The sequence below is a fragment of the Microbacterium sp. PAMC22086 genome (assembly GCF_019443525.1).
In the GTDB taxonomy this organism is placed as follows: Bacteria; Actinomycetota; Actinomycetes; order Actinomycetales; family Microbacteriaceae; genus Microbacterium; species Microbacterium maritypicum.
Map to the genome: position 1 here is coordinate 304,997 of NZ_CP080380.1, position 20,200 is coordinate 325,196.

The following is a 20,200-nucleotide window of genomic DNA, read 5'->3' on the forward strand; positions in this document are numbered from 1 at the left end:
CTCACTGCTCAGGGTCATACCCACTCCACCTGGAGGGACCGGTCGCCGAAGCGCACCGTGTCGCCGATCTGCAATTCAGCGGGGTGTCCCGCCGGCAGCACCGTCTCGGAACCGCCTCGGACGATCGCGCTGCCGTTCGTGGAGGCCCGGTCGACGACGAAGACACCCCGTCGGGCGGGCATCACCGCGATGTGGGTCTTGGACACGGAGCGCGTGTCGTCGACGACCGGCACCAGGAGCGCCTCGCCCTCGCCAGCGGCGGCACTCGGGGACCGCCCGAACAGCGTCGTCCCCCGCACCTCGATACGCTGCCCGGTGTCGAGCACCAGGAGCGCTCGTACTCCCACCGGCGCGGGGGAAACGGCGAGTGCGGACGCGGGAGATGCGGCAGGTGCCGGTGCGTCCGGGGCTATCGGGGTTTCGACAGCGGGTGCCGCTGCGGCGGCCGCAGGGGCGGCGACGGGAGCGGATGCCGGGGGCCGAACGGGCGCCGGTTCCGGGGCAGAAGGAACCGCGGCCGGAACAGGAGCCGGAGCCGGAGCCGGAGCCGGAGCCGGAGAGAATGATGCCGGGCCGGGAGCACCCGTCGCCAGGGACGGGGGCACGGCCGACACCATGGATCCGACGCCCGGGGCCTCCTGCGGCTCCGGTGCGGTGCCCCCGGCGGATCGATGCGCGCCGATCACGCCGCCGGAGAACCGTGCACTCGGAACGTACTCCGCCGGGGCATCGCGATGTACCGGCGTGGCCAGGGACGGCAGCGGCGCCTTCTCCTCGTGCTCCGGTGTCTTCACCCGCTTGCGCGCGATGCGCATGCGCTTCTGGTCGTAGGGGTTCAAGCCGCCCCGCACGTCCACGAACCAGGTCGCGGCGGCCAGGTCGAGCCATCCACGGCCGCGCTTCTCGATGTCGAAGAGCGGCGAGAGCATGATCACCAGCACGGGCCCGATGATCGGCACGATGAACGAAGCGTACGCGACGAGGTACCGGACCACCGCACCGCGCCAGAATCCCGGGCGCTCGAGAGTGCGGACGTTCACCGAGCGGATGCCGCAGATCGCCTTGCCGAGCGTCACTCCCTTGCGTCCGTGCAGCACGAGCTGGACCACCACGTACGCGATCATCAGTCCCTGTGAGACCGCGGCGGCGACGATGAGCCACACCAGGTCGCCCCGGGCGAAGAACTTCTCCGGGTCGAATTCGCCCGACACCGCCTGAGCGAGCACGGGGGTCAACGCGATGATGGCCGGAAGCGCGATGAGCACGGCCACCGTCCACTCGATGAGAGCGGCGAGCGCACGCGCTCCCCGTCCCGCCGGTCGCAGTCCCAGCGACGCCGCGTACGCGGGGTCGGGGCGTCCGTGCGCGTCGAGCCCTTCGACCTCGGGAGCGTGGTCGTCGATCTCCCAGATCACTCCTGCTCTCCCTCGGCCTCGTCGACGGTGTGCGCGGTGTCGAGAAGGGGCAGGTCGCTCTTGCCGACCAGGCGCGACGCGATCACGTGTTCGACCAGCCGCGCGCGACGGTTGGTCGCGAAGCTGCGCTGACCGCCGCGCATACCGGGCACACCGATCCGGTCGAACTTGTCGCACACGTTGTCGAGCTTGCGGTTGAAGCGGGTGACCGTCCACCCGAGTCGCTCCGCGGCCTTCGCCGAGGTGGGGATCTCGCTCATGCCCGTGCCGTCCCTGCGCAGCTGCGGCTCGGCCAGCGCGAGGATGAGGAGCTTCTGGCTGAGGGTCAGCGGCACGTCGCCGATCGTCGATGCGCCGCCGTCGTCATGCTCACGTCTGGTCGCACGGAACGTCGGCTCGGCCGCGTGCAGCGTGAGCTCGTACGTCGTCGGTCCTGCGCTGAACACGACCGTGGTGGTCTCGAAGACCAGCGGAAGACGGGCGCCGGGCGCGAGCCAGGCCTGCACTCCGCCGGCCGAGTCGGTCACGGTCGCCGTGAGGCGCGTGCCGACGTTCGACAGCCACCACAGCCCGTCGGCGTCGGTGATCTCCAGGAAGTGCCGGTGCAGGAACAGATTGTCATCCAGCTCGAGGTCGCCCTCGCGCCCGACGATGAACCGTCCGCCCGGACGGACGGGGAAGTACTCCCCCGCGAACTCGACGGTCACACCGCCTTCACCACTCACTCCACGCACCCCCGCACGGTCTCGGACGCGCGCCCGTCGTCGCGTCGCAGCATCACGTCGATGCAGACGGTGCCCGCAGCGGCGGTGACCGCCGCGGTCGGGTCCGGTGTCTGCTGCGGAGCGACCTCGCCGGAGACGACCACCGGCGTCCAGATGTACGAGTCGCCGTCGAGCGGGCTCGGGTTCGTCCAGGTGAAGACCACCTGATCGCCCTGCCGCGTGCCGGCGAGCTCGGTCACCTTCGGCACGACATCCGTTCCGACATCCTTCGGATCGACGGCCTCCGCCGTCTCTTGCGGTTCGGGAGCGATTCCCGCGACCAGGAGGTTCAGGCCGACGATCCCGCCGATCACGAGCACCACGCCCGCTGCGGCGAGCGCGATCCACAGGCCCTTGCGGCTGCGAGCAGGCTCGGCGGCGACCGGGGCAGGGGCAGGAGTGCCCGGAACCGACGGCGGCGGCACGGCGGCATCGGGTGCGACCACCATCGGTGCGCGGGCGATGGTCCGGTCATCGGCGCCCGGCGCCATCGGAGCAGCGGGAGCCGGGGTCGGCGCACGCAGCTGTGTCTGCTCGACGGACGGCTCCTCGGCGACCGGCGCGTCGAAGCGCGGCATCCCCGGCAACATGGCCGGAGGGTCCTTCCGCTGCGTCGTCGCCGACGGACGGGTGAACGACGCCATGTCGGGATCGATGCTGACGATCTCCCGCACCCGGGTGAGACCGTCGCCGTCGTCATCCAGGTCTTCCGCGGGCGGATGGTCGTCGACGATGTCGATCGGCGTCACCGAATGCGAGAGCTCGATCTGCACCTTCTGCAGCGCTCGCGCGAACGCCACCGCACTCGGGAAACGGTCGTCGGGGTTCTTCGCCATCGAGCGCTCGAGCAGCCGTTGCAGACTCTCCGGGGAGTCCGGCCGCTTCAGCGAGGGGAGCGCAGCGCGCTCGATGCGCTCGATGAGGTCGGCGCTGGAGTTGCGCTCTCCCGGTCGCTCGAACGGCGATCGTCCGGCGAGCAGTGTGTACAGCGTCGCCCCGAGTGCCCACACATCCGTGCGGGGTCCGCTCTGCGGCGGCTCGGCGAACGACTCAGGGGGCGACCACGGGATCGACATCCCCGACGCCTCTCCCGTGGCTCCGGTGGTGGACGCGATGCCGAAGTCGGTGAGCGCCGGCCTGTTGTACTCGGTGACCAGGATGTTGGCGGGCTTGATGTCGCGGTGCAGCACACCGGCGCGGTGCGCTGTCTCGACGGCACCGGCCACCTGCACACCGACCCGGAGTGCCTCGGCCACCGAGAACGGATCCTTCCGCGCGCGCAGCTGGAGGTTGGGCCGCGGGCAGTACTCCATCACCAGGTAGGGGCGTCCGTCTCCGGCGACCCCTGCCTGGTAGATCGTCACGATCGCGGGGTGCGTGGAGAGCATCGCCATGACGTTCGCCTCATCCGCGAACTCCTGGGCGGCGCCGCTGGAGATGCGATCGGCGAGCAGCACCTTCACCGCCACCCGGCGGCGCGGCATCTCCTGCTCGTAGAGGAAGACGTCGGCGAAGCCGCCGGTGCCCAGCGGCTCGACGTAGGTGAAGCCGGGAAGGTCCGGCGGCGGGGAGGGGCGACGCGTCACGGCAGATCCTCGAAGGAGACCGTGACACCGTCGCCGAGGTCGACGACGTCGCCGGAGAGCACCAGCGTCTGCTCGCCGGGGTGCAGCCGCACGGGGTCGGCTCCCGGCCGCAGCAGGGTGGACCCGTTGGTGGTGTGCAGATCGATGACCACCACGGTGTCGCCCTCCGGCCGTACTTCGAGGTGGCTGCGCGAGATGTCCTGCTGGGGGCTCTCGACGGCGATGAGATGCGGAAGATTCGCGCCGCTCGCCCGCGTCGACCGCGGGCGGCGCCCGATGATCACGGTGCGATCCAGAGCCGTCTCCTGTCCCGTGGACAGGAGGATGCGGCCGACGGAGGCCGCGGCCGGTGCCGGGGCGACATCGAGCACCTCCGTCGGGGCGTCGCTGGAGACCGGCGGCTGCTGGCGGAGCGCGCGGAGGTCGGCGGCCGAGATCGTCGCGCCGTCGTGGTCGCCCTCGACGGCGATCGGCGCGGCCGGCGTCGCCGCCCCGCCGACGGAGTGCACCGTGGCGCCCCACAGCTGGTCGAAGTCGTCGTCGACCGGCGGAGCGAGTGTCACCTCGGTGGGTGGCAGGAAGGCATCGTCGATCACGGGGAGCGGTTCCTCGGGCTCCGGCTCGGGCTCGGGCTCGGGCTCCGGGGCGGGCTCCGGCTCGGGCTCGGGCTCGGGCTCGGGAGCCGCGACCGACTCCGGCGCGGGTTCGGGAGCCGCCACCGGCTCCGGCGCCGCGACGTTCGCGGCCGGCACGGACTCCCCGACGACCGGGGCAGGGCCGAGGACGGAGGGGAGCGGATCGGCATCGCTCGGTTCGAGCTCGGCGCTCACGGCCGCCGCCCGGACGATTCCGCTCTGCACGGGCAGACCATCGGCGTCGGCATCGGCGCTCTCGACCGTGATCTCGACCTTCGTCGCACCGCCGAGGTAGCGCTCGTTCCAGGTGGTGACATCGGCGCCGGAGAGCTCGAACGACTCCGAGCCGGTCTCCACACTCGCGGTGACCGCCCCCCGCAGGGCGATCCGCATGTCCGATCCTTCGGCGACGGCCGCGACGAACGAGGGCAGCGAAGTGAACGAGACCCCCGACTGCGCGGTGAGCACATCGACAACGGTCGCGAGCGTCTTCTCCTCCGGCAGGCGCTCCCACAGCCGCGCGACGACATCGCCTGGCACGTCGGGCGGGAGGGCGACGAGCGCTCCCGGGATGACGATCAGGTACCACTGTCCCGGTCGGTAGCTGGTCTGCATCAGCGAACCCCTCCTGCTGCGGCTTCTCGTGGACGTGTGTCCTGGTCGATGTCCGTATCGGTGGCCATCAGCGTCCCCGGTCTCGAGGCGACGGAGACGGCATCGATGACGAGCACCGTGATGTTGTCCCTGCCGCCGGCGCTGACGGCCTCGTCGATGAGCACGTCTGCCGCCCGCTGCGGGTCCTTCTCGGCGATCAGGATCTCGCGGATGCGGGCGTCGGCGACCTCGGAGGTGAGTCCGTCCGAGCACACCAGCATCCGGTCGCCGAGCTCCGCGGGGAACATCCAGTAGTCGGCGTCGCCCGTGCTGCTCGCGCCGATCGCCCGCGTGATGATGTTGCGGCGGCGGTCGGAGACGGCATCCTCGACAGTGAGCTCACCCGATTCGATCAGCTCCTGCACCACGGAGTGGTCGACGCTGATCTGCTCGAGCTCGCCGTCGGCGAAACGGTAGGTGCGCGAGTCTCCGATGTTGAGCGCGAGCCAGTAGCCCATGCCGTCGACCGAAGCGATGACCACACCGCTCAGCGTCGTGCCGGCACGGCCGTTGCCGGAGGTGGACAGCTCCTCCACGCTCTCCCTGGAGAGAGACAGTGCCTGGCGCACATCGTCGAGGGCGAGAGAAGAGCGTCCGATGTACCGCGCGAACTCGGCGATCACCGCGGCGCTCGCGCGCTCCCCGGCCTCGTGCCCGCCCATTCCGTCGGCGACGACGAAGATCGGAGCGGCCGCGAGATGGGCGTCCTCATTCAGTGCACGCCGAAGACCCGGATGCGTCGCCGATCCGGTCGAGACGATGAGTCCCGGCCTCACGCGTATCCGCCGATCGTGACGATGCGGTCGCCGATCTCGATGGCATCGCCCAGACGCACCGGCACGCGCTGCCCGGCGGGGCAGGCGATCCGCTGGCCTTCGCGGACGATGGTCATGCCGTTCGTGGAGTGCCGATCCATCACCCAACCGCCCGAGGTCTCCGCCGCCGCCTCGAAGTGCGTCTTCGAGAGCGAGAGCGTCTCGTCGCGCACCGGCACGAGCGTCACTCCCTCTTCCGGTGCGGGGTTGCGGCCGAAGACCGTGCGTCGCGACACGGACACACGAGTGCCGTCGTCCCAGGTGAACACCAGACGGTGTCCGGGAACGCTGATCCTGGTGTCTTCGAGGTCGTCATCATCGGCGGCGACCGGAGCACTCGGGGCGGCCGGAGCCGCGGACGCGAGCGGAGGTTCCGGGGTCGCGGGCGCAACTGCGGGGGTCTCGACGGCGAGGGGCGTCGGCAGAACGGGCGGCGCCGGGCTGACGATCGGTGCCGCGGGAGGGGCCGCGACGGGAGGGGCCGCGACGGGAGGCGCCGGCTGCTGCTGGATCGTCGCGTCGAGTGCGGGCTCCGGCTCCAGCGACGGAGCGGGCCGTCCGGGCGCATCCTGTGTGATCCCGGGGACGAAGGCGATGAGCGATCCCGCTTCGGCGACCGGTGCCGCGGGTGCGGCGGGGCGCGGGGGGACGGCGGCCGGTGCCGCGGGTGCCGGAGGCACGACCGGGGTCGCGGCCACTGCCTCCGTCGGCTGCGGGAGCCCCGGGATCGCCGGTGCGGGTGCGGGCGTCGAGTTCGCCGAAGCCGTGGTCGGAGCAGGTACCGCCGGCGCCGCGGGCGATGCGGCGGCAGACCCGACGGGTGCGGGCACCTTGGCGTCCAGCATCAGGGAGCCGGCGACCTTGTCGTGCCAGCCCTGGAACCGTCCGGAGCCGTCGAAGAGCGGCGTGAAGTACCCCACCACCACGGAGGCGGCGAGGCCGAAGATGATGTTGCGCAGCAGCGCACGCCCGAAGCCCAGCGGGCTCGCGTCGGCCGCAGAGACGAGCCGCAGTCCTTGGGCGCGCATGCCGATCGAGCCGGTGCCCGCCTGCATCACGGTGTAGACGACGAACCAGCCGAGAAGGATCAGGCTCACGACCGGACCGCCGATCAGCAGGACTCCGACACTGCCCTCGAGGCTGCCGGTGAGCGAGGCGCCGACCAGGAGTCCGCCGCCGAGCACGATCGCGAGGCCTCCGGCGATCAGCGCGTCGATGAGGTAGGCGACGGCGCGACGGGAGACCGGCGCGATCTGGTCGGTCGCGGGCTGCGTCATGAGGTCTCGCTCTCGGAGGACGGGGGCGTCGTGCTGTTCTTGATGGTGCCAGGTTCACGGCGGACGCGCACGGCCGCCGCTTCCTTCAGATTCTGGAATCCGTTCGAGATCGCGGTGCCGCCGACCAGGGAGCGGATGCTCAGTCGCGCCTGAAGACGCTTCCAGAAGCCGGCTTCCTTGCCGAGGCCGCCCACGATGTCATCGACCTCGTGCCAGAAGGAATCGACGTCCTCCTGGCTCGGCTCGGAGGGGCCGAACACGTCGGCATCGGCCCGCTCGGCGAGGGCGGTGACCTGCGGAACCGTCAACGAAGACGCCACGACCACCGCCTCCTCGATCCGCGTGCCCCCAGGAGGGATGCGCGCGCCGTAGTCCACGGCACGGTCGGTGAGCTCGTCCCATCCCCCGCTGATGCGGTCGGCGGTGCGTGCGGCCGCGCGTCGGGAACGACGCTTCGCCGCTTTCCACGCACCGATCACGATGAACGGCGATGCCAGGAGTGCGATCACTCCGAGGGAGATGCCACCGATCACGAGGATCGCACCGATGATGCCCGCGATGTTGAGGCTCTCGTCCTCGCCCTCGCGGTCGTCGGGCAGCGTGGGCGGCAGGTCGACGGGCTCCTGCGGCGGAGGCGGGGGCTGCAGCACCTGCGGCTTCGGGTCGACGCGCGGCTTGGTGTTCTGATCGTTCGGCACCTGGTCTTCGGGAGGGGTGGGGTTGAAGGCGATCCACCCGAGCCCCTCGAAGTTGACCTCGACCCACGCATGCACGTTGTCGCCGGTGGCAGCGAACGTGGCTTCTCCCGCGTTCTCCTCGTCGGGGTAGTAGCCCATGACCACACGGGCGGGGATGTCGACCTGTCCGGCGAGCAGGGCCATCGCCACGGCGTACTGCTCGTCGTCGCCGATCATCTGCTCGCCGCCGACGAGGGTCGAGATGCGCTCGGCGGTGTGTCCAGCGCGGGAGATGACCTCGCCCTCCAGCCCGTGGCTGAAGAAGCCCTCCTTCGCCAGGAAGTTCTCGAGCGCTCGCACCCGCTCGATGGGCGTCTCCGCGCCGACCACCGTCTCGGCGGCGAGGGCTGTGAGCTCCTCCGGCACGTTGCTCGGCTTGGGCATCGAGACCTTGCCGAACGGCACCTCGGCGAGCTGTTCGTCGTCGGGAATGTTCGGCATCACGGCGTCCACCGTGTACTCGTCGCCCTTCGTCAGCTTCGTGGTGGAGACGGCAGTGCCCGTCTCGGTGTTCACGTAGGTGCCGCGGCGCAGCTGCTCGGCGTCATCGCCGGAGAACCTGATCTCGGACAGCTCGCCCGCGGTCGGCATCCACACACCGCGATAGGCGCCGATCTCGACGTTGAGCGTCACCGGAACGCCCTCGGCATCCGGCGACATGTTCGAGCGCAGCGGGCCGAAGGCGCTCGAGGAGGTGGGTCCGCCGTCTGTGACGTTGTAGACCATGCCGTCGAACTGATCCATGACGGCCGTGCGGACCCGCGCCCCCTTGGGCAGTCCCTGCACCGTGAAGAGGGTCTCGTCGGCCTCATCGCGCACGTTCTTGCGGAACGCCTGCAACGGGCTCGGGTAGTCGCGGATGTCGAACGGGGGGATGATCACGTCGCGGAACACGTGCCGGGGCTGTGCCGGGTTCGCGATCGCGCTCGTGGCCACGCCCGCCCCGCCTGCGATGGCCAGCACTGCCAGGCCTGCGAGCAGGCGGCGGGTGCGCATGTGCGAGGCGCGGGAGGGATCGACCTCGCTGACGGATATCGCCGTGTTCTGCGGCGCCCACAGCTGGCGAAGGGCGAGCCACGACATGCTCACGACCGCGAAGACGAGTCCCTGCACCAGCGGGAACGCGGGTTCAGGGGTGCCGAGGGCGATCACGAGCATGAGCAGCACGCCGGCCGGGATCAGCGCCCAGGCCACCTGCGACAGGCGCAGCGCGAGCGACGCGGTCACCGTGGTGAACACGAGCGCCAGGAGGAAGGGGACCACGAGGTGACCGTCTGCCGCGGCGACGGGCGCCACGGTGGTGAGCATCTGCTTCCACGCGGTGACCGTCCCGAGCGCGAGCTTCTGCAGCGTCTCCAGCGTCGGGATGAAGCCGAGGATCGAGGTCTGCGGCAGGGCGAACGCGCCACCGAACAGGAAGTAGGCGGCGACCGTGAGGCCCGCGATGATCAGGATGCCCCAACGGCGCCAGGTCGTGACCGCCGCGATCGCGAGGCCGAGCACGACACCGCCGACCACGGCGGGGAGGAAGGACGGACCGGTGAACGTCGGCCAGAAGCCGACCAGTGCGGTGATCACCAGGAGAGCGGAGGCCCCGAGATCGAGGATCCAGCGACGCACGGGAAGACCGGCGAACGCGGCGGAGGATGCGGTCATGCGAGCACCTTCTGCAGGGCGAGGGGGATCTGTTCCAGCGCACCGACCGTCACGACGTCGGCATCGCCGATGCGGCGCAGGGCCGGAGCGGAGGCGGTGGTGTCGGCGACGACCACGAGCACGCGGGCGCCGAACGGAAGACGCGCACAGGCGAGGCGGAGGTCGTCGGGCTTGACCCGCGCCCCGCACACGAGCACCACGACGCTCGCGAGCGGCATCGTCGCCGACACCACTCCGGCGAGCTCGGCGATGCCGCCCTCCTTGGGCTTGCTGTTCTCGACGGCCGAGAGGGAATCGAGTAGCTGCTTGCCCGTGCCTGCCGGCAGCTCGCGCCCCTGCACCCGCATGTCGACGCGCTGCGAGTCGCGGAGAGCACGCAGACCGATCGACCCTGCGGCCGATACTCCCAGCTCGAAGTCGTCGGGGGTGGCGTAGTCGGCGAGAGAGCGCGACAGCCCGATCACGAAGTGCGAGCGCCGGGTCTCCTCGTACTGCCGGACCATCATGGTGCCGGTGCGGGCCGTCGAGCGCCAGTGCACGTGACGCAGGTCATCGCCGGGCTGATACTCGAGGAGGGCGTGGAACGACACGTCGTCGCGGGACAGGTCGGCGGCGGGAAGACCCTCGAGGTCACGCAGGTAGCCGAGGGATTGGCCGTCGAACAGCACCGTGCGCGGGTGCACGAAGAGGTCGACGGGATCATCCCGCCGGTGCGCCCGCTCGAACAGGCCGAGCGGGTCGCCGCGCACGACGCTGACCGGTCCCACCTTGACCACGCCGCGCTTCTGGGTGGGGATGGCGAAGAGCTCCTCCGCCTCCTCCCCCGGGGCGAGCCGCTGGATGCCGAACTCGCCGCGGCCGGAGCCGACCGGGAGCACGACGCGCGAGGGCAGGATCGCCCTGGTGCCGCGGTTGGCGAGGGTCAGGGCGCCGACAGCGCGCTCTCCCACGACAACGCGGGTGCGGGCGAGGTCGAGCGCCACGTCGTAGGCGGTGCGCCCGATCAGGAACAGCGCGCACAGGGCCACGGCGATCGCGATGACCACGGCCGCGATCGTGAACTCCGACCAGCCGGCGATCTGCCCGAGCACCCAGAAGCCGACGGCGAGGGCCATCAGCACCCAGGCCAGCGGACGGATCGCCGACGTGATCTTCCGGAGGCGCGTCAGGATGCGCGCGCCGATGACGGCCGCGATGTCACGCCAACCGGCGTCGCGCTCCGTCTGCGGCGGCGATGCCTGAAGGGCCTCCGCGGTCATCAGGCCGCCACTCGGGCCTGGGGTGCCGCCACCGCGTCGAGCACGCGGGCGATCACGGTGTCGCTGCTGGTGCCGGCGAACTCGGCCTCGGCGTCGAGCAGCAGACGGTGCTGCCACACCGGGCGGGCGAGAAGCTTGATGTCGTCGGGGAGCACGAAGTGGCGCCCCTGAGCGGCCGCCCACACCTTGGCCATGCGGACCATCGCGATCGCCCCGCGCACCGAGACACCGAGCCGGATAGCCCCGTCCTCGCGCGTGGCCTCGGCGAGCTCGGCCACATAGCGGAGCACGGCGGGCTCGACATGCACCGTCGCGGCGAGGTCGGCCATGTCGGCGACGGCGCTCGTCGTGATGATCGCGGACAGGCCGGCCGACGGGTTGCGGTCGGAGGCACCGGCGAGGATGCTCTCGGTCACGGCCAAGTCGGGGTAGCCGATCGACGTCTTGATCAGGAAGCGGTCGAGTTGGGCCTCGGGCAGCTTGTACGTGCCCGCCTGCTCGATGGGGTTCTGCGTCGCGATCACGAGGAACGGACGCCCGGCCTCGTGCGTGACGCCGTCGACCGTGACGCGCGATTCCTCCATGACCTCGAGCAGCGCCGACTGGGTCTTCGGCGACGCACGGTTGATCTCGTCGGCGAGCACGATCGATGCGAAGATCGGCCCCTTGTGGAACTCGAAGCGGTGCGACTGCTGGTCGTAGATCGTCACACCCGTCACGTCGGACGGCAGCAGGTCGGGGGTGAACTGGATGCGCGTGCTGGTGCCCTGCACGGTCGCGGCCAGCGCCTTGGCGAGGCTGGTCTTGCCCGTGCCCGGCGCATCCTCGAGGAGCACATGGCCCTCGGCGAGCATCGAGGCCAGCACGAGACCGACGATCTCCTGCTTGCCCTGCACGGCCTTGTCGATGTTCTCGACGAGGCGCTGGAAGGTTCCCTGGAACCAGGCGGCCTGCTCGGGGGTCATTGTCATGAGTGTGTCGTTCCTTGTTGTTGTGAGGAGGTGTCGCGCGGCATCACTGCCAGACCCTGTGTTCGTATTCTTTGCCGTCCATCACGACCCACGCCTCGATCGTGCCCCGGCGCATGCCGAGGTAGCAGCCCAGCTGCTGATCGATGTTGCCGTTGCCGTCGGTCGTGACGGTCCGTCCGCCGAACGTGCCGCCGTAGGGAGGCGGGGCGTTGCTGGCGCACTGCACCCACATGCTGGAGTTCGCGGGGAACCCTCGCCCCGTGAGGTAGAAGTACGCGCACGTGCCGTCGTTGCAGTTCGGCTGGCCGTTCGCGTTTCCGGTCGAGGTGACCCAGGCACGGGGATCAGGCTTCGGCCCTGATGTCTGCTCCGCGGAGCGGGTGATCTGCTGTCCGGCCTGGTCGGTGACCTCGACGTCGATCGTGTGGCGCTGGCTGTAGCCGTCGCCGACCGTCCGGCTGCCGCTGGCGACGACGTTCTGCCACCCGCCGCCATCGATGCGGATGCGCACGGTCTTGATCGAACGGCCGTTCGCTGCGGGCCCCGCATCCCAGTTGAACGTGACGCTCGTGGGATTCTGCGATGCGGTGACCGCCGGTTGCTTCAGCGGACCGTAGGGGTTTCCCGTGATCTGGTTCGAGTCGGCGCTCGCATACGTCGAGCCCTCGACCGTCGCCACTGCCCGCACCCGCACGTTGTAGTTCGTGCCGTTCGTGAGGCCCGTGACGACGTCGTTGCCGGGCATCGCCGCCCAGCTGCCGCCGCCGTTGATCGAGTACTGGTACTGCACCTCGCTCGACTTGGCGCCATTGAGGGCACTTCGCGACCAGGTGAGAGTAAGCGATCGGTCGCGCGGTGTGACAGCTGAGAGAACGGGAGCGTCGGGCTTGTTCACACCGCGGCGCGGTGCCGACATCGGGCTCCAGTCGCCCCAGCCCGCCTTGTTGTTCGCGCGGATGCGGTACGTGTACGGCGTCTCGGATGTCGGGACCGAAACGGCCTGAGAGCGTGCGGAGGCCCCGGGGGTGAGTGTGCTGCGGAGCGTTCCGCCCTCCCACACCTGCAACTCGAACGAGTCGATCGGGTCGCCGTTGGCGTTCCCCGGCACCCACTTCACTTCCATCTGCGCCTGGCTGCCCACGGCCTGCAGCTGCGTCACGGTCGGCGCCGCCGCCGGCATCGGCGGCCCAGCCGGAACCTCCGAGGCCGACCAGCCGCTCCAGCTCGACGGCTCGGGCGCGCGGTTGTGAGCCTGCACGCGCACCTGGTAGATGCCGCCGTTCTCGAGGCCCTCCCAGGTCATCGAGTTCCCGGTGGCCTGCTTCTGCGACACCCCGGACGGCGGAGCCGGCGAGATCTCCAGCGTGTAGCTCTCGACCGGAGAACCGGGAGTGGTCGGGGTGGCCCACGCGACCTTGAGCGACTTGTCGCCGAAGGTCAGCGTCGGCGGGGTCGGGGTGTCGGGACGAGCGTCCGGACGGGCGACCGCCGACGTACCGGACGGCTTCGACTCGCCGACCCGGTTGGTCGCGGTCACCTGGAAGGTGTACTCCACGTTGTTGGTGAGGCCGTCGAGCGTGCACGTCGTCGAGCGGCATTCCTTCGAGTACGGGCTGCCGCCGACCGACTTCACCGTGTACTTCGTGATCTCGGCGCCGTTGTTCGACGGTGCGCCGTACGAGACCACGACGGTGCGGTCCTGCACGCTCGACACCAGTGGGGTGCCCGGCGCCTCCGGCACGCCCTGGACGGTCACGACGATCTGGCCGTTGGCCTCGCGGTCGGGGTCCTTCGTCGCATCCTGGATGCGGTAGCGCACGACCATGGTCCCGACGAAACTGGGGTCGGGTGTGACGACGACCTGATCGCCCTTGACGGCCGCGCCGCCGGAACCCGACTCCGTGGCAGCCGTCATCAGCTTGAGCGGCGTCTCCGGGAACGGGTTGTAGTCGTTCGCGAGCACGGGCACCGTGATGCTCTTGCCCTGATCCGCTTCCGAGATCGTGTCGGTGTTGGCTGCGGGCAGCGGGCGGGTCGAGGCCCCGACGCGCACGGTCACGGTGCCTTCGACGGCTTCCGTCGTCCCGTCGGCGATCTCCAGCTTCAGGGAGGACACCGTGCCCTTCTCGACCTCGGACGACGCCTCGACGAGCAGCTTCGAGCCGTCGATCTTCGCCGTGATGCCCTTGCCCGCGCCGCTGACGTACTTGTACCTGTGCTTGCCCTCGTCCTCCGGATCGGGGTCGGTCGTGAGCGCGGCCAGGTCGAGCGTCGATGCCTTCTCCCCAGGAGCGACGATGACCTCTGCTCCCGTGAACACCGGCTGCTGGTTCTCCGGGGGCAGCACATTGATCGGGATGCTCAGCGTCGCCGTACGGCCCTCGGGGTCGTCCGGCCCCGTGCCGTCTGTGACCTCGAACGTGAGCGAGTCCTGCCCGAAGTAGCCCTCGGCCGAGGTGTACACCAGGGTGGTCTCGTCCTTCACGAGGTCGTCGCCGTTGGCGTACACGGCGTTCACCTTGGCATGCTCGGTGATCCGCGCGGTCCCCCCGCCGGCGACGGTGACGAACTTCGAGAGCGGGATCTCCCTGGTCTCGCCGCTCATGACCTCGAGCGGCTTGGTCGAATCCAGGATCGGCCGCAGGTCGGACTCGGCCGGCACGAAGATGAACGCGGATGCGGCCAGATCGTCCTGATCGGTGATCGTGTAGCGGATGAGCTGCAGCTGCTCGGTGACGGTGACCCGCACCTTGCCGTTCTCCAGCTGGGTCGCGCCTTCTCCGAGCACGAGCTTCAGACGATCGGTGGTGCCGTCCGGGTCCTCGTCGTTCTTGAGGATGTCGAGGTCGGCACTCATCGTGCCGTCGGTGAGGTCGGTCGGCCGCACACGGTCGTCACGCGCGACGGGCGCCTGCAGCGGGACGTTCTCGTCGACGGTGATCTGCAGCGCCGCGGTGGCCTCTGCTCCGCGCGCATCGCGGATCGTGTACTGCAGCGACGTCTCGAGCTCGCGGTTCGGCGCCTGCACCAGCACCCGATCACCCGAGACGCGGGCCGTGATGCCCGTCTCGGTCGGAACCTCGAGGCCGTCCTTCACGAGGATGATCTTGTCGCCCTCGGGGTCGGAGTCGTTCAGCATCACCGGCACCGAGATCTCGCGACCCGGCCGCACGACCACGGCATCCTTCACCGCGAACGGTCTCTGATTGATCTGCTCGCCCGGTGCGATGCCCACCCGGATGGTGGCGATGCCCTCCTTGCCGAGGCGGTCGCGCACGCGATAGCGGAACACGTCGACACCGGAGGAGTCGTCGAACGCCTCGTACGTGAAGTAGTTCTGTGCCGTCTCGGTGATGCGCCCCTTCTGCGGGCTGGAGGCGATGTCGATCAGCTCGACCGAGTCGCCGTCGGCATCGATGCCGTCGAGAGGGACGGCGATGTTCGCGGTCGATCCGGCGAGCACGCGAGCCACGAGGTCCTGCGGGCGCGGCGCGGCGTTCGTCTCGGGGTCGACGGGCAGGATCTGGATCGTGACGTAGCCGGCGTCCTTCTGCTGGCGGGAGTCGACGGCCTCGTAGGTGAGGTACACCGTCTTCGCGACAGGGCCGGCCTTGAAGCGGATCGTGTCCTGCGAGACGAAGGCCTCGCCGTCCTCCGGATCGATGAGCGGCTCGACCAGCTCGGGGACGACGTGCATGACGTCGTCGTTCGGGTGCGTGTCGTTGTCGAGCACCGGGATGGTGACGACGTCGCCCGCCCGCACGATCGCGGTGTCGTCGTTCACGACCGGCTGGAGGAGCTGGTCGGGCGCGGGGATCGGGATCACCACGACCTCGCCCTCGGCCGACTTCGAGCCGTTCGAGATGCGGTACTTGATGCGGGCCTGATCGGTGAGCGAGCCCTGGTCGGTGATGCGGAGGGTCTCATGGTTGATGACCGACACCGAGACACCGGAGTCGTCCTCGATCGAGACGGACTGCACGACGAGGATGCCGCCGGCGGGGTCGACATCGTTCGCGAGCACGCCGAGGAGCACATCTCCGCCCGTGGGCAGCAGCGCGACGTCACGGACGGCGACCGGCGGCAGATCCGTCTCGCTCGCCTCCAGCACGTCGACGCGCACGATTCCCTCGCCGTTCTCGGGGCCGGCCGTCGCCAGGTACAGCACGTAGTAGGTGCCGGGAGCATCAGCGGTGAAGGAGAAGGTCTTGTTCGGCCCGTCCGTGACGATCGTCGCGCCGGGAACCTCGTTCACGCGGCCGAGTCGCAGCAGCTCGCGCCCCGAACTGGTGTCGTTGGCCAGCGGTGCCACGGTGACCTGCTCGCCGACGCGGGTCACGACGTGGTCGGCGTTGGTCTTGGGCTTGGTCGAGCCCTCAGGCCGCACATCGAGGGTCACCGTCGCGGTGGCGCTCTCCCCGTATCCGTCGGCGACGGTGACCTGCACGTCCTTGCGTCCCTGCTGGCTCGCGGTCGCCTTGTACGTGATCTGGCCGTCGGTGCTGAAGTCGACCTCGTCGCCCGGCGCGGGGACGACCTCCTTGAGGTAGACATCGTCGCCCTCGGGGTCGATCCAGTCCGGGAGGATGTTGTACGAGATCGTTCCGCCGGTCTCCACGGTGAGACTGGTGTGCCGTTTGGGCACCGGAGCGGTGTTCACGCTCTTGTCGTAGACGGTCAGCGTGACCGCTGCCGTGTCCTTCCCGCCGCGACCGTCATCGGCCTCGTAGGTGAAGGTGGTCGATCCTGTCGCGTCCTCGTCGACCGCGATCTGCAGGGATCCGCCGTTCCGCACCTGCTGGATCGTGCCGAGGGCGGGCTGGGCTTCGGCGAGGGTCGCGACCAGGACGTCACCATCCGGATCGTTGTCGTTGTCGAGCACGGGAAGCATCGTCGTCACGCCGGGGCGCACACCGAACGTGTCATCCTCGGCGATCGGAGGGGTGTTCTCCTCCTTGCGCTCGGGGAGCGTGGTCTCGACGGTCTCCTCGGTCGAGTCGTCCTCGTTCTCGGTCTCGCCCTCCGGCGGGGTGAGGTCGTTCCAGTTGTCGACGCGCTGCAGGCTCTCGTTCGCCAGCCAGGCCGCTCCGCCCACCGCGTCGTTGAGGATGATGACGTCGCGGTTGACGCGGAACACGAGGCTCTTCGAATCCTCGGCGCCGTCGACCTGGGCGTTGACGTCGTTGCCGGTGCCCGGGCACTCGCGGATGAACGTGGCGGTGCCTGCCCACGCGCCGTAGGTGCATCCGCGCAGCCAGACCGGAGCGGCCGCGGTGCCGGTGCCGCCGGCGTCGACCTCGGTCGGCTCGCCGCCGTCGAGGGGAACGCTCACCAGGGCGTTCGTGGTCGCGATCGCCACTGCGTCGGTGTTCTCGGACGCCTGCTGCAGGACCGCCTTGTCGGCGCCGGGGATCTCGGTGCGGATGCCACCCGGCGAGGTCACGACGCCTGCCGAGCGGTCGAGCACGACCGGCGTGCGGCCGACCGCCGTGATCGTCGGCTTCGCGGACGCGTCGAGCTCGCCGACGGACGCGGCCGAGGCGTCGAGGGCTTCGCCCTCGTTGTCCACGGGCACAGTGACGACCTCGCCGCGCTCCGGGGCGAGTCCGAACACCGTGCCGTCCTTGGCGACCGCGACATCGGCTCCGGCGCCGAGTTCTGCGGCGGGCTCGTTCACCTCTGCCTCGAAAGACGAGACGCCCTGGGCAGGGACGACCCAGAGCTCGCCGGTCTTCTGATCGAGGATCGCGGCCGTGCGGTTGCCCAGCGCGACCTTCGCCGAGGAGGGGATGCCTGCGGAGTCGCCGAGAGATACGCGTGCGGGATCGACGGCGGTGAGGGTGGAGGCGTTCTCGTCGACGACGAGGATGTTGCTCGTGTCCTGAAGGATGTCGTAGTTCTCGCCCGTGGTGCGCAGACCACCGTCGAGGACCGTCGACTCGTTGTTGAAGTGCCCGACCAGCAGGCTCGACGTCTTGGTGATCCAGACGCCGCCGTCGTTCAGGTCGACCTTGGTGGTCGGGAAGCCCTCATAGGTGAAGGCCATCGTGGTGATAGCGATGACGCCGACGGTGACACCGGCGGCGGACGCCAGTGTTTTGGGCCGCGCGCGTATCCAAGACAACGCCTTCATTCCCGGTTCCCCCCCAGGTGACACTCTTCGTTAGCTCCTGGGCGGTCCCTCCGGGCCCACCGAGCACCCGTTCATCCTAACCGCGTCTCGGAATACCGCTCGATGGGGAGTTCTGCCCATCCGCGATGATCAGGCCCGCCAGCAGCCTGCGATGTGATCGTCGACCATGCCGCCCGATTGCATCAGGGCGTACATGGTGGTCGGCCCCACGAATCGGAACCCACGACGACGCAGTTCCTTGCTCAGCGCCGTGGACTCCGGCGTGACGGCGGGGACGTCGGCGAAGGATGCGGGACGGGCGCCGGGGGCCGCCGGGGCGAACGACCATATCAGCTCGTCGAACTCCCCCTCGGCCATGCCGCGCACGATGCGGGCGTTGCCGATGGTCGCCTCGATCTTCGCGCGGTTGCGGATGATCCCGGCGTCGCCCATCAGGCGCTCGACATCGGACTCGTCGTACTCGGAGACGATCTCGGGCTCGAAACCCGCGAACACCTCGCGGAACCGCGGTCGCTTGCGCAGGATCGTGATCCAGGAGAGGCCTGCCTGGAACCCTTCGAGCGCCATCTTCTCGAACAGCGCGCGGTCGCCGTGCAGAGGCGTGCCCCACTCTTCATCGTGATAGCGACGGTACTCGTCGTCGTCGCCCACCCAGGCGCAGCGGTCGCGGGCATCGGGGCCCGTGAGAAGAGAGGTCATCCGGTCAGGCTATCCGCGGCGACCGACACCGAGCGCCGACACGGAGGCGGACGCGTCCCACCGGAATGCTGTGCGCGCGAAAGCTGGTGTCATCGGAGCAGTTCCACCAGACTGTGCGCATGGATTCTGTGAACGAGTGGCTGCTGACGTGGGGCGACAACCTGTGGACGTGGATCGTCCTCCCCCTGGTCGTCCTCCTCGGCCTGTACTTCACGATCCGCTCCGGCGTCGTGCAGTTCCGGTTGATCCCGGAGATGTTTCGCACGTTGACGGATCGCACCCCGCGCACCGAGAGCGGCGAGCCGCAATCCGTCTCGGCGTTCCAGGCGTTCACCATCTCCGCGGCCTCGCGCGTCGGCGTCGGCAACATCGCCGGTGTCGGCACGGCGATCGCGATCGGCGGACCCGGTGCGATCTTCTGGATGTGGCTGATGGCGTTCATCGGCGGGGCGTCCTCGTTCATCGAGTCTTCGCTCGCGCAGCTGTACAAGACGCGGGACAAGGACGGGTTCCTCGGAGGTCCCGCGTACTACATGCAGCGCGGACTCGGCGCGCGTTGGATGGGAGTCCTGTTCGCCGTCATCCTCATCGTGTGCTTCCCGATCGCGTTCAGCTCGCTGCAGGCCAACACCATCCAGGCCACCATCGCGGGGAGCCTGGGCGGCGGGGCCCCCGCATGGCTGCCGTGGGCCATCGGCGCGGCGCTCGCCGTCCTCATGGGCCTGGTGATCTTCGGAGGCGTGCGCCGCATCGCCTCCGTCACCCAGACCCTGGTCCCGGTCATGGCGCTGCTGTACCTGCTCCTCGGGCTCGTCATCGTGGTGATTCACATCGAGCGCCTCCCCGAGGTCTTCGCCATGATCTTCACGCAGGCGTTCGGGCCGAACGAGATCGTGGGCGCCGCGCTCGGCTACATCATCCTCACCGGCGTCAAGCGGGGCATGTTCTCCAACGAAGCCGGGCTCGGTTCCGCGCCCAACGCGGGCGCGAGTGCCGCGGTGACGCACCCGGTCAAGCAGGGTCTGGTGCAGACCCTCGGCGTCTACTTCGACACGTTCCTGGTGTGCTCGATCACCGCGTTCATCATCCTCGTCTCGGTCCCCGACCTCGCGAACGCCGAGCGGGGCATCGGGCTGACGCAGGGAGCGGTGGTCGGTGCGCTCGGCAGCTGGTCGAACATCCTGCTGATCGTGATCATCTTCCTGCTCGCATTCAGCTCGATCCTCGGCAACTACTACTACGGGCAGACGAACATCGAGTTCATCACGTCGACACCCGCCGTCCTGCTCGGCTACCGGCTCTTCGCCATCGGGGCGGTGTTCGTCGGATCGATCGTGTCGGCCGATGTCGTGTGGAACTTCGCCGACGGCGCGATGGGCTTCATGGCGATCGTGAACCTCGTGGCGATCGCACTGCTCTCCGGAGTCGCCTTCAAGCTCCTCAAGGACTACACGCAGCAGCGACGCGAAGGACTCGATCCGGTCTTCACCAAGGCCCGACTCCCCGAGGTCCGAGGAATCGAGGTGTGGGAGGACGAGCTCTCCGTCACCGGACCGATCGACCTGCCGACGTCTCGCCGCCGCTGAGCCGCCGCCACCA

General features: G+C 69.6%; 12 protein-coding genes. 1 reads left to right on the forward strand and 11 read right to left on the reverse strand.

Features of this window, described 5'->3' with window-relative positions:
- Positions 1-14: 14 nt before the first annotated feature.
- The 11 genes from KY497_RS01490 to KY497_RS01540 form a co-directional block, all read right to left on the reverse strand.
- Positions 15-1,415 carry an RDD family protein gene (locus KY497_RS01490; protein WP_219869646.1) on the reverse strand — a complete coding sequence of 467 codons (1,401 nt, stop codon included), beginning with the start codon at positions 1,413-1,415 and terminating at the stop codon, positions 15-17.
- On the reverse strand, positions 1,412-2,149 hold the full coding sequence (locus KY497_RS01495) for a hypothetical protein (protein WP_219869647.1): 738 nt from the start codon (positions 2,147-2,149) through the stop codon (positions 1,412-1,414). Before KY497_RS01495 ends, KY497_RS01490 begins: the two co-directional genes overlap by 4 nt.
- Entirely contained in the window at positions 2,137-3,765 is a 1,629-nt protein-coding gene (locus tag KY497_RS01500; RefSeq protein ID WP_219869648.1) for a serine/threonine-protein kinase, read from the reverse strand. The genes KY497_RS01495 and KY497_RS01500 overlap by 13 nt, the downstream gene beginning before the upstream one ends.
- Positions 3,762-5,015: an FHA domain-containing protein gene (locus tag KY497_RS01505; protein ID WP_219869649.1), complete on the reverse strand. Its 1,254-nt coding sequence runs from the start codon at positions 5,013-5,015 to the stop codon at positions 3,762-3,764. The genes KY497_RS01500 and KY497_RS01505 overlap by 4 nt, the downstream gene beginning before the upstream one ends.
- Positions 5,015-5,830, reverse strand: coding sequence for a PP2C family serine/threonine-protein phosphatase (locus KY497_RS01510; protein WP_219869650.1), 816 nt, complete (start codon positions 5,828-5,830; stop codon positions 5,015-5,017). The genes KY497_RS01505 and KY497_RS01510 overlap by 1 nt, the downstream gene beginning before the upstream one ends.
- Positions 5,827-7,146, reverse strand: a complete 1,320-nt coding sequence (locus KY497_RS01515) for an RDD family protein (protein ID WP_219869651.1) — start codon at positions 7,144-7,146, stop codon at positions 5,827-5,829. Before KY497_RS01515 ends, KY497_RS01510 begins: the two co-directional genes overlap by 4 nt.
- Positions 7,143-9,539, reverse strand: coding sequence for a DUF3488 and transglutaminase-like domain-containing protein (locus KY497_RS01520; RefSeq protein WP_219869652.1), 2,397 nt, complete (start codon positions 9,537-9,539; stop codon positions 7,143-7,145). The genes KY497_RS01515 and KY497_RS01520 overlap by 4 nt, the downstream gene beginning before the upstream one ends.
- On the reverse strand, positions 9,536-10,798 hold the full coding sequence (locus KY497_RS01525) for a DUF58 domain-containing protein (protein ID WP_219869653.1): 1,263 nt from the start codon (positions 10,796-10,798) through the stop codon (positions 9,536-9,538). The genes KY497_RS01520 and KY497_RS01525 overlap by 4 nt, the downstream gene beginning before the upstream one ends.
- Positions 10,798-11,769 carry a MoxR family ATPase gene (locus KY497_RS01530; protein WP_219869654.1) on the reverse strand — a complete coding sequence of 324 codons (972 nt, stop codon included), beginning with the start codon at positions 11,767-11,769 and terminating at the stop codon, positions 10,798-10,800. Before KY497_RS01530 ends, KY497_RS01525 begins: the two co-directional genes overlap by 1 nt.
- A 43-nt stretch (positions 11,770-11,812) precedes the next feature.
- Positions 11,813-17,902: an Ig-like domain-containing protein gene (locus KY497_RS01535; protein ID WP_219869655.1), complete on the reverse strand. Its 6,090-nt coding sequence runs from the start codon at positions 17,900-17,902 to the stop codon at positions 11,813-11,815.
- Between the two features lie 129 nt (positions 17,903-18,031).
- Positions 18,032-18,601, reverse strand: coding sequence for a DNA-3-methyladenine glycosylase I (locus tag KY497_RS01540; protein ID WP_219869656.1), 570 nt, complete (start codon positions 18,599-18,601; stop codon positions 18,032-18,034).
- 119 nt (positions 18,602-18,720) lie between these two features.
- Here KY497_RS01540 and KY497_RS01545 point away from each other — a divergent pair, with 119 nt between their 5' ends.
- Positions 18,721-20,187, forward strand: coding sequence for a sodium:alanine symporter family protein (locus KY497_RS01545; protein ID WP_055877871.1), 1,467 nt, complete (start codon positions 18,721-18,723; stop codon positions 20,185-20,187).
- The last annotated feature ends 13 nt before the right edge of the window (positions 20,188-20,200 follow it).

Bases quoted from the DNA above. Each gene is read 5' to 3' on its own strand.
- KY497_RS01505 (WP_219869649.1), bottom strand. From the start codon at position 5,015: ATGCAGACCAGCTACCGACCGGGACAGTGGTACCTGATCGTCATCCCG.
- KY497_RS01515 (WP_219869651.1), bottom strand. From the start codon at position 7,146: ATGACGCAGCCCGCGACCGACCAGATCGCGCCGGTCTCCCGTCGCGCC.
- KY497_RS01520 (WP_219869652.1), bottom strand. From the start codon at position 9,539: ATGACCGCATCCTCCGCCGCGTTCGCCGGTCTTCCCGTGCGTCGCTGG.
- KY497_RS01525 (WP_219869653.1), bottom strand. From the start codon at position 10,798: ATGACCGCGGAGGCCCTTCAGGCATCGCCGCCGCAGACGGAGCGCGAC.
- KY497_RS01530 (WP_219869654.1), bottom strand. From the start codon at position 11,769: ATGACAATGACCCCCGAGCAGGCCGCCTGGTTCCAGGGAACCTTCCAG.
- KY497_RS01535 (WP_219869655.1), bottom strand. From the start codon at position 17,902: ATGAAGGCGTTGTCTTGGATACGCGCGCGGCCCAAAACACTGGCGTCC.
- KY497_RS01540 (WP_219869656.1), bottom strand. From the start codon at position 18,601: ATGACCTCTCTTCTCACGGGCCCCGATGCCCGCGACCGCTGCGCCTGG.
- KY497_RS01545 (WP_055877871.1), top strand. From the start codon at position 18,721: ATGGATTCTGTGAACGAGTGGCTGCTGACGTGGGGCGACAACCTGTGG.